This window comes from Yoonia sp. R2-816 (assembly GCF_046762905.1).
GTDB lineage: Bacteria > Pseudomonadota > Alphaproteobacteria > Rhodobacterales > Rhodobacteraceae > Yoonia.
The window spans coordinates 1-4,493 of the sequence record NZ_JBKQXN010000186.1; the positions used below are offsets into that span (position 1 = coordinate 1).

General features: G+C 53.4%; 3 protein-coding genes. 1 reads left to right on the plus strand and 2 read right to left on the minus strand.

Annotation, left to right across the window (positions count from 1 at the left end):
* The first annotated feature begins 472 nt into the window (after positions 1 to 472).
* Positions 473 to 2,053 carry a hypothetical protein gene (locus tag ACFWW2_RS11280; RefSeq protein WP_393928167.1) on the plus strand — a complete coding sequence of 527 codons (1,581 nt, stop codon included), beginning with the start codon at positions 473 to 475 and terminating at the stop codon, positions 2,051 to 2,053.
* A gap of 387 nt (positions 2,054 to 2,440) precedes the next feature.
* On the opposite strand, the gene ACFWW2_RS11285 is transcribed toward ACFWW2_RS11280, so the two are convergent.
* Both ACFWW2_RS11285 and ACFWW2_RS11290 read right to left on the minus strand, forming a co-directional pair.
* The gene (locus ACFWW2_RS11285) at positions 2,441 to 4,033 is read right to left on the minus strand and encodes an ankyrin repeat domain-containing protein (protein WP_393928168.1); all 1,593 of its coding nucleotides are present in this window, start codon (positions 4,031 to 4,033) and stop codon (positions 2,441 to 2,443) included.
* Positions 4,034 to 4,051: 18 nt separating this feature from the next.
* Positions 4,052 to 4,493, minus strand: a 442-nt coding sequence (locus tag ACFWW2_RS11290; protein ID WP_393928169.1) for a hypothetical protein, incomplete at its 5' end; no start/stop codon positions are given.

The following is a 4,493-nucleotide window of genomic DNA, read 5'->3' on the forward strand; positions in this document are numbered from 1 at the left end:
CAGATCAGCCGCTGCGCGTCCAGGAAAATGGGCATCCGAACGACACCCAACCCAGCCTGAGCCGCGCCAACCATGGCCAAAATATCATCAGCCGCAGATGGACCCGATAGCGGGGAAAGTCAGTTGCAATCCTCTTCGGCATGATGGGATATAAGGAAGATATACCCCATCATGCCTGCCAATCGTACTCCCTGCAGCATCCGTCACAAAGGGCTCTTTTACGACGTTGGAGCGCGCAGCATTTGAGCTCCTGTGCAATCTGGCCTCGTTGAGGACGGCCCTTAGCTGCCACCCGGAAGCGCCAGAATGCTGCGGCGCAGTATTCTGCAAAGCGGACCTCCCGGCTCGCATGTTGCCAAACCACTGTTACAGCCGAGACTGCGCTGTTACGTTGCTGGCAATGTAGCTGGGCCAATCCAGCTTCGCAGGGCCAGTCCATCGGGCGCGCACTGCCCGCCGGGAGCACGTCGAGTTGAGCAAGAAGAACGACAACAGGCCAACGATATCAGGGAGAACCGCCCGCGCGATTGGGAGGTCAACACTATTTCTGGCCAAGGTCGCAGGTAAAGCGAGCTGGGCAATTGCAAAACCAATTGGGCGTCAGGCTGGCAAATTGGCTGTGAAAGGTGGCACGGCCGTCAAGGATCTCGCCGCTGTAAAGATCGTAGAGTTCGAACTGAGACATTCAGAATATACCAACGACAGCTTTTATGAAAAAGGTGCGACTGCTTTAGAGGACCTCGTCGATGCGCTGTTGATAGAAAAGCGCGGAACATCGGCAAGGATCGTCAGAGCGTTCTCTGTAAAGCTAGCCGCTGCAGGTACAACGGCAGGGCTCTTTTCAATCGCATCCATTCTAGGGACTGCCAGTACAGGAACTGCAATTTCATCATTGTCAGGTGCAGCTTTTAATAGCGCAGCCCTTGCATGGATCGGCGGGAGCGTTGTGACAGGTGGCTGGATTGTCCTGGGAGCCGCAGCCGCGGGCGGTACTATGGCATACTTCGGGTCTCGCGCAGTCATCAGCAAATGGACCGGCAAACGACGCAAGAAAAAGGCCTTGGACCCGCAGGAAAAACGATTTGTAGAAACGTGTTTGATGGTTGCAACTGCATTTCGCAAACGTGCCGACCAAAATGCTGTCCTAGACCCGATAACCGCTCAAATTTTGCGGCAGCAATTGCGGAATTCTCTCTTAGAACAGTTGGATATATGTATCGCCAAAGTCAGCGACTGGCCAGATCTTCCACGCAGGAGACTGGACGATCGCAAGAATGACCTGGTGGCGTTGTTCGAAGCGATATCCCTGGCAGAGGACAAGGCAAGGCTAGCCGGAAAACAAGCAACGACAGGGGCCCCTGTGTTCACGGGCGTCGTCTCTGCGACGATCATGAAGTTAATGTCAGACACCCGGTCATCTTTTACCGAGGATGAAAAACTCGTGCTTGAAGCGCTACGTAGGTCCAATAATGGCCTCTCGGACGCCAGTGAAGTCGAACTGTCAGACTATGTTCAATCGCTATCCGTTGATCAAATTGCAGGGCTTAAAAATAATTTGAAGGGCATCTATCATGAACTCGCATTCCAGCAGCGTGAGAACCTTGATGGGGACGAATACATCGTCGAACTCTTTGGCGACACCAACCATGCAGGTGCAGATGTTCGTATTATCAATCTTGTGACGGGCGACATTTCAGAAGTTCAGCTGAAGGCCACCAAGTACGCATCCTATGTCCGCGAACATAACGAAAAATACGAGAGCGTCGAGGTTCTGACAACCACTGAGGTCGCCGCAGCGTCGTCGGATTGGAGTTCCTCGGGCTTTAGTAACGCAGAGCTATCCAGAGACACTACCACTGTCCTGGGAAAACTGGGACAGGATTCCGGCTCTGAAATAATGGAAAGTATGGGGGTCGCAGCGATGGTGACACTGGCGGTAAATGCAAGGTCCGTACTGAAGGGCGCCGCTCTCTCGAAAGATGCAAGACAGAGAATTATCCAAGATGGTGTGGTTGCGGCAAGCGTCGCTGGCTTGGTGCAGCTCATCGTTTAGGTCCGCACCGTGGGATCGAAGACGGAACTTTCCTACTAGTCCACCTCCCACAACCAAACACGGCATGCTGAGATCCCACAGTCACTCCCGGCCCTTACCAGCCATTCATCGTGCCTACCGTCGCTGCATTGCAGCTTCCCCGAAGCAGACATTGACCCATGAGCGCAGCATTTTGGCATGCTGGATGACTGCAATGCGGACCTTGCCGCCGTTGGTCAAATTTAACCGAAAGCCTGCTTCCGGATTGGATCCTTCCAAAAACGGTCGTGTTTGGGAGGTTCCCTAAGGTGCGGCGAAAGCCGGATTTGAGCTCACCTGATCAATGCGGCGGACTACTATTTGGACTGAGATCCATTTGAAGTTTCTCGCAGCCGACAAACACACATTTCATTCGCCAAGCATATTGAATGCTGTTGGATCAGCGCGCAGGGCACGATTGTTGAAACCCAGCGCTTGGGGATCGCGCCCTTCACTATCTATTGCTCTTGGATCCGCTCCAAATGAAATCATGGATCGCACAATCTCGCCATCTGCGTATCGCGCCGAATAATGCAGTGGGGTAGTTCCATATGCATCGGTTGCGTTGATGTTAGCTCCGGCATCGATCAACATGCTGATCAACTCAGGCGGTCCCGTTGCCGCCGCCAACATCAGCGGTGTCGCGCCACCGTCATCCCTCGCATCGATAACGGGGTTCGTGACAAGCACCGCTTCCATCAATTCCGGGTTTTCAGAACTGGCCGCATAAAACAGAATGCCACGTCCTGCAAAGCCTACCACATCAGTGTTAGCCCCCAATTCAATCAAGGCCGTAGCAGTTGCCATGCTGCCTTCCTTCAGCGCAACCAACAACGGAGTGGCCCCGTCGCTGTCCAACAACTCCAGCTGCGCACCGGCCGCGACAAGAGCGATAGCGTTTTCCGGCACGTCCTCAACGGCGACAATCTGCAGGGGTGTCCTGCCCCGCGTGTCGGGCTGATCCGGATCGGCGCCCGCAGCTACGACGAGTGCGATTTTCTCGCCAATCGGTCTGTCACTTTGCAACGCGTACGATAATGCCCTCAGCCCATCGTTGTCCGGAATTGAAGGATCCGCCCCGGCTGCAATCATATGACCAACAATTGTTGGATCGCCATAGCGTAAAATATTGAACAGAGGTGTTCTGCCATTCGCATCTTGGGCGTTGATGTCAGCACCGGCTGCGAGCAAAGCTTCCAGTGCCGCAACATTGTCTTTAAAAACAAAGCCATGCAGCCCAGTCGTGGCAACGCCGTTGTCTACTCTCGGGTCTGCCCCTGCATTTAGAAGAAATACTATTGCATTTGGAGACCCATGACGCGCCGCTTCATAAAGCAGGCCCGGCTGGCGCACGTCCGCTCCCGCATCAATCAATATTTGCGCAATAGCGAAATCGTCGCGCCTAAGCGAAAGCCCAAGAGGTCGATCTCCCCAGTTGCTGCTGTGGTTTACGTCAGCGCCCGCAGCAATTAATAACGCCACAGTTTCAATCATTCCGAACTGGGCGGCACGCAGCAATGGTGTATTGCCACGATCTGGTGTTGCAACATTTGGCTCAGCGCCTGCTTCCAACAGCAGGGCCACGATCTCGGCTTCGTCTCGACGGGTTCCGACAAGCCCAACTCGATCAGGCACCGATGCAGCCAGAGCAGTCCAGCCGTCCTCGGCTCCTGCATCAGCCGGCGCGCCTGCATCCAATAAAAAACGAACAATGTCGGCGTCACCGTTGATGACAGCCCTATGCAGCGGTGTGATACCTCGCTCGTCAGTGGCATTGAGGTTGGTTAGAAAACCGATTTTGCCAGCAACTTCATCGACCGAGGGAGACGTGTCCCAAAAGGTTTTGTCGCACAGCGTCTGACAGGGTGCGAGCCATTTCAGCCCAACTAAAGTCATGGCGCAAATCAGTACTAAAACGATAGTCGTTCGGCGGGAATTAAACATCGAGACTTTCTGGTTCATAACTACGCATGCATTATATCATTCATCCTGACATCTTAGCAGGATTATATCGAAACAGCGGTAAAATGATCTGAATTCACCAAAAAGTACTTGTGCCGTATATCGCCTAAACTGGTCATCCTTGTAGATGCGGCTAACGACTGCTTTTTCCGCAATACGGAACTTTCCCAGCGCTTCACAAACCCTCCTTTTTGGCACGACCACAAAACACCTCGTTTGATGCTGCAGTAAATCCCGTTCAAAACCCAAGTGGTTGTTGAACGTTTTTGTCTTCACCGTGATAGCAGACATCAGCCGCAGTGCAGAAAATTGGTAAAGAGGGCTCTCGGACGAAGCCGCTCGCGCGGCATTGGCGTTTTTGGCTGATGTTTCGCATTTTTCCTGACGTCGCGCATTTTGTGAACTGACGAACCTGTCCGACGATTGAGGCTTTCTCAGTCGACAGAGGAGGTTCCGATGA